Annotated in this window: 4 protein-coding genes; 2 read left to right on the top strand and 2 right to left on the bottom strand. The window is 60.3% G+C overall.

What is annotated here, in order from left to right:
* Both VGM71_RS02300 and VGM71_RS02295 read right to left on the bottom strand, forming a co-directional pair.
* Window positions 1-1,795 (bottom strand): alkaline phosphatase family protein (locus VGM71_RS02300; RefSeq protein WP_331542165.1); only part of this gene is annotated, 1,795 nt, incomplete at its 3' end.
* A gap of 201 nt (window positions 1,796-1,996) precedes the next feature.
* Window positions 1,997-3,640 (bottom strand): multicopper oxidase family protein, encoded by a 1,644-nt coding sequence (locus VGM71_RS02295; RefSeq protein WP_331542164.1) that lies wholly within the window; start codon window positions 3,638-3,640, stop codon window positions 1,997-1,999.
* 476 nt (window positions 3,641-4,116) lie between these two features.
* Between VGM71_RS02295 and VGM71_RS02290 the strand changes: the two genes are divergently transcribed.
* Window positions 4,117-4,581 carry a hypothetical protein gene (locus VGM71_RS02290; RefSeq protein ID WP_331542163.1) on the top strand — a complete coding sequence of 155 codons (465 nt, stop codon included), beginning with the start codon at window positions 4,117-4,119 and terminating at the stop codon, window positions 4,579-4,581.
* 364 nt (window positions 4,582-4,945) lie between these two features.
* Window positions 4,946-5,947: a DUF3883 domain-containing protein gene (locus VGM71_RS02285; RefSeq protein WP_331542162.1), complete on the top strand. Its 1,002-nt coding sequence runs from the start codon at window positions 4,946-4,948 to the stop codon at window positions 5,945-5,947.
* The last annotated feature ends 53 nt before the right edge of the window (window positions 5,948-6,000 follow it).

Below are 6,000 nucleotides of genomic sequence, written 5' to 3'. Positions count from 1 at the left end.
ACTTCGACACCACCAGCAGCGGGATGCGCGTGCCGTCGCCGAAGAAGTCGATCGGCTGGATGTAGCCAGAATCGTAGTAGCCACCACCTTCATCGAAGGTCACCATGATCACGGTGTCGTCCCACACCTTCGGGTTGGCTTGGGCCATTTCGACGATCTTGCGCACGTAGCCTTCGAGCAGGTCCAGCTTCGAGGAGGCGGGATGGCCATCGAGGATGGCGTCTGACTTGGAGATGGAAACGGCCGGCAGCGTGTTGTTCTGGATGTCGTTGTACAGGTCGTTGATGTCCTGGTTCTTGGCGCGCAGTTCCGGGTTGGTCATGACCTGCGTGGAGTACAGGAACGGATCGCAGATGTTGCAGAAGGTACCGGCCTCGCCGTCTTCCTTGCCACCACCGAAGCCTTCGCCGTAGTACTTCCAGGAAACCTTGTGCTTCTCCAGCAGCAGCGCCAGGTTCTCCTGCGTGGTTGGCGGGATCGTGAACTGGTCGGCGCCCAGCGGAGCCGGCGTGCCATCACCCAGGTAGCCTGGGTTGTAGTTGTTCACCAGGTAGTAGGCCTTGGCCTTGCAGTCCGTACCCTTGAACGACAGGTACGGCAGCGAGCGCAGGTAGTTCTTGATCTGCTTCACGCCCGGCTGGCTTTCGTCAGCGCAATTGACGTACGAACCGCCACCATAACCGTCCTGCTCCCACCAGTTGTTGGTACCGAACTGCGCGTCCGGATTCTCGATCTGGTTATCCGGTGGGGTGGCCGGGTTGCCGTTGGCGTCGGCGTAGTAGATCAAGGTGCCGAAGCCAAGCATGATGTGGTTGGCACCCGTGCCGCCCATCACCGACTGGTGGAAGTTGTCGCTCAGCGCATACTTTTCGGCCAGCTTCTTGAAGTAAGGCGCATCACCCTGGGCCATGTTCAGGAACTGCATCGCGGTCGATCCTTCACCGGTGGTCTGGTCGGTGAAGTTCGCCGGCAGCGGAGCGCCGTTGTTGCCCGCGCCGATGGTCGTCTCCACCCAGGGAAACAGATCGTTGAGACAACCGCTGGGGTTGGCGGCGGTGGCGGCCCTGGTGTTGCAATCGAGCTGCTGCCACATCTGGAAGAAGCGGTGCACGGGGCTGTTGGCGTAGGCGTCGTAGCTGATCGACGCATGCATGTCCACCGGCGCGTTGGCGAGCTTGGCGGGGAAACGGGTATCGACCACGCCGTTGGGCAGGCCCGTGCCACCGGCAGCGAGCATGTCGTAGGTGCCATCGGGCAGGGCCGGCTCAATGGCCTGCGCCTGCGCCGCGGAAGCAAAGGGTGCCGCGGTGGGTGCGCCGCCGGTGTTCATCTGCGGAAGCATCTTGTACTTGCCGGCCTTCTTCGGCGACATGTCGAACTTGCCGGTGCTTGAGGCCATGAACTGCGTGGCAAGGTCCACGTTGGGACCCGGCGTGCCGTCGGCGTTGACGATACCTTTGGACAGCAGGTTGTCCACCGACTGCCCCTTCGGCGCGGTGTAGGTGCCATAAACGTGGTCGAACGTGCGGTTTTCGCCGATCAGCAGGATCACGTGCTTGATCGGCGTGGCGGTATTGTTGCTGTTGTCCTGGCCCTGGGTCGGCTTGTGCAATACGACGACGCCGCCGGGAAGGCCAACCTGGGTCTTGGAGGGAACCACGGGCACGTTCTGGCGGAATCGGGCATCGCGGTCGGGCGGAGTGGTGTCCTGGGCGCTGACGACGCCGGCGAGGCCGACGGTGAGCGCACTGATCAACAACGGCAAAAGCCGTGTGCGGCGCAACCATGTAACCATTGTGAATCTCTCCCTACTGGAAGTATTCCCCCTGATTCTCGTCGACTAAGGTTGTGGGTGGCCCGTCGACCGCCGTGAGCATCTACCCCACATGTGACGGATCGTTGGCGCGCGGGCGACAATGCGTGAGAGTGCGATGACGGTCACGTGTCGACGCAAGATGTTGCGAACAATCGTTACCACCGCAACCAAAAGCGGAGTTCAGACCAGTTCGTAGGGGCGCATCATTTCGTTGTCTTCGTGCTCGAGGTAATGGCAGTGCCAGACGTATTTGCCAGGCTCGCCGTCGAAGCGCGTGATGATGCGGGTGACCATCCCGGGGTCGCAGCGCACGGTGTCTTTCCAGCCGGCTTCGTGCGCAGCCGGTGGTATCGATGGCCCGGTGAACTTCAGTTCCTTGCGGGCGTTCCACGCGAAGAGGTCGAACGGACGGCGCTCCAGTATCTGGAAGCGCACAAGGTGCAGGTGGATCGGATGTGCGTCGCCGGTCACATTGACGAACGTCCAGGTTTCAACCGTGCCCTTCCTGGGTTTTTCGCTGATGGGATCGCTCCACATCTTTCCATCGAGGAGCATCGTCATCGGATTGCCGCCCGAATCGTCCTGCTCGCCCAGTGCAAGCACGCGGTCATGCACCGCCGTGGATGGATCGATGCGCTGGACCTGCCGCAACGTGGCCGGTACCACCGAAGTGTCGCGACGACCCTTGGCGCGAACGCGGAACTCGACGATGCCGTCGGCCTGGTGGCGTAGCTGCACCGACTGGCCTGCATAAGCACTGAAGTCGACGATTACCTCGGCACGTTCGGCCGGATAGAGTTCGATGCTCCGGCGATCGGCGGGCGCTGCCAGCAGCCCCTGGTCGCTGCCAATCTGCTGGAACGGCTTGCCATGTGACAGCGACAGGTTGAAGAAGCTGGTATTGGCCACGTTGATCAGCCGCAAGCGGTAGCGGCGCGGCTCCACTTCAAGATACGGATACAGCTTGCCGTTGCACAGCACCGCATCGCCGCGGCATTCGGACACCCAGGGTGCCTCCGGATCTTCCGAAACCGGGTAGTAAAGCTTGCCGCTTTTGGCGAGAAGGCGATCGTAGAGCATTAACGGAATGTCGAATTCGCCCGAGGGCAGCCCCAGGGCTTGCTCGTCGTCGTCGTGCACATGGAAGCTGCCGAACAGGCCCGCGTAGATGTTCAACCGCGTGATGCCCATGGCGTGATCGTGGTACCACAAGGTGGTGGCGTCCTGGTCACCCGGGTAAAGGGCGGTCAACGATTTACCCGGCACGTACCAGTCTTCAGGCCAACCGTCGTTCGGCGCGGAAACGCGCGCGCCGTGCACATGGGTGATGGTGCGAACGTCGGGTTTAGATTTCTCCGCGCCATGAATACCGTGATCGATAGGCAGGAAATGCCGGGTGGGAAGCTCGTTGGCCCATTCCACCAGTACCGGCTCGCCGCGGCGCGTCACGATCGTGGGGCCAGGCGTGGACCCTGCGTAACCCCATTGCGGTGTCGGCGGCAGATCCCGGTGCACCCTGGCACTGAATGCCCGCATCGGCATGCGGTAGAGCGGCAGCTGCCGGCCTCCAAACGCGGGGTGGGCACGCTTGCCCGCGGGCAGGGCGATCGGTGGCACCGGCAGGGCATCGACGAACCTTGCCATGGTCACCGGGTTCACCAGCGGCACGTTCGGCGCGGCCAGGGCCGGCATGGCCATCCGTTGCTTCATCGGCATGGCCATCGGCGTATCCGTCGCCTGGACCACGCGCCATGTATCGACGAAAACGCATGCACCGGCGAATCCGCCGGCGACGCCCAGGAAACGGCGTCGGGAATTATCCATGGGAAATGGTCGCTGGTTGCCTGTCGTGCAGCCCACCGTAGGTCGGCTGAATGACAAGGGCATTTCAATCCAGGTCACCCGTTATGCGTAACCTTTTACGGGCGGAGTTCATGCCAATGCATGCGCTTTCCCCATGGTCGGCCAAGCTATGGTGGATCGCGCAATCGCGCAGCTGGGCAAGCCTGAATTGCGCAGGACGTCAAAAGTCCGTGGCGCGAAGTGGTGGCCCACCAGCACTAGAAAAGTCCGTCTATGTCATTGATAGCAATTTTCTTTGGTGCGCGCGCCTGGCATTCTTACTCGCTTTCTTACTCACTTTTCGCGAAGCTCGCATGCTGCGGCTGGAAGGTTCCGGATAGACCTTTAACGATGTTCGCGTTGATTGTGATTCGATCGGAGACGCAGACGGGTGGCGCCGGGCTACCCGCCAGTTGCGGCAGCGCAAGGCGGTTCGGCAGCTCTTACCTAGTCCGGGCATGGCATCCCGCTATCACAGCCAGACGCTGACGCAGCCAGCTATTGGCCGACCGAGGATAAAACACGGCGCCGCTCGCGCAAAAGGCGGCATGGGTACGCTGGACACGTCGCTGTTGCCGCCCAGCCTCCACCATGTCAACCGGGTGCCCAAACAACAAAAGCCCCGCACTTGGCAGGGCTTGGAATGGATGCGCGGGGAAGGGAATCGAACCCTCTATCCTCCCGGGCCAACGGTCAGTGTCTACACATTCGCCTTACAGCCGCTTGATTCGGATACGGTCCACACACCAGTGCCCACGCAGGATCCCCGCACCAATCTCGCCTTCTTTGTTCATCGTCGTCTCCTCAACACGGTCAGCGAACAACTCGAAAACCAACTCTACAAACAGAGCCACGCTTACGTGAGCAAAGAACGTATCCGAACCAATCGCTATAACAACTCCTGCAACTACCACTGCCTTTAGCACCGAAACGGCGGCCGAAGCCACGGTCTGACAGTAGCAAAGTCACAAGCAGGACGAAAGCGCTCTGCACCACTTGCTTGTACGTGACGGTGCGCATCGTCCGCATCAGCCCTGAACTCCACGCCAAGGCACGCTCCAGGGTGACTTCGGTGCCGCGCATCCGCTACACAGACAGGTTGCGCCCCTGGCCTCTGGGCGCAGAAGGTAGCCGGTAGTGCCTCGCGGCGCCCCTGGTCAGCAACAGCGAGATGTTCAGCGCTTAGCGGAAATTAATGTTTACCCGACATGAGCGGGCACTATAAACATTGATAACCTCCGTGTAGATGATGGCCGATCAGCCGGGAAAAATTCAGGGGGAGTGCTCGTGGCAAATCCGTTGCTTGTTTTTCGAGTGGGGTACATGCAGTCATATGCCGGCGTCGGCGAGATCACTGGCGGCGGCGCGTATGTTGATAAAAACGGCAACGGTGGAGAGATGTGGAACTTTCGCTCTGAAGGCGGACGCTGCTACGGGTACGTAATGACCCGTCATTTCGCTGGTGTCGATCTGAACCGGATCGCGCCCGACGAGAAGTGTGAAGAGAGTGACGAACTTGCCGGCGTCGATATCGTCTTCATCGCTCGCCGTCCCGATGTCGGCCAGGTGGTGATCGGTTGGTACAGAAATGCCACCGTTTTCCACAAGGCCTATCGCAAGCGCCGAGGCCGGAAAAGAATGGGGGACTGGGACGGCTTGGATTACTTATGCGAAGTGGATGCCGAGCAGGCTGTGCTGCTTCCGGAGGATGAGCGCACTTTCTCAGTGCCGCATGGACAGAAAGGGTACCCCGGCCAATCCAACGTCTGGTATCCGTCCATCGACAATCCGGACTCCGCGCGCTTTGTGGCTAAGCTCCGCAAGTTCATCGACGATGCGGCAGGAGTGCCCGCTAAGCCAACCAAGGGAAAACGAGGCGGATGGGGGGGCGAACCCGATGAAGACTTGATTACAAAAATTGAGCAGGCAGCCGTCGCAGCAACCAAAGCCCACTTCAAAAAGCACGGATACGAGGTCGAATCGTTCGAGCAGGACAACCGGGGCTGGGACCTTGAAGCTAGGAAAGGCGACGAACGGCTTCTGATCGAGGTGAAGGGGCACATCGGCAATGCAATCCAATTCGAACTGACCCCCAATGAGTACTCCAAGCTCCAGGAGAACAGCCAGAGCTATCGGGTCTGCGTCCTCCGCAACGTACTTCTGCGTGACACGGATCTAGAGGTCTACGCACCAAAGAAGATTGCCGGAGAATGGGTACTCAAACGTATCGACAACTCCGGAGAGATCCGTTTCGTTGAAAAGATCGCTGCGCGGGCTTTTGAAAGTTAACCGGACGAATCCAATAAGCAGGTGAATCAGTGGGCCTCATGAATACATGGTAA

Source organism: Luteibacter sp. (genome assembly GCF_036499525.1).
Taxonomy (GTDB): Bacteria; Pseudomonadota; Gammaproteobacteria; order Xanthomonadales; family Rhodanobacteraceae; genus Luteibacter.
Note: the sequence above shows the minus strand (reverse complement) of the source record. Positions and strands in the feature narration are given on the sequence as shown.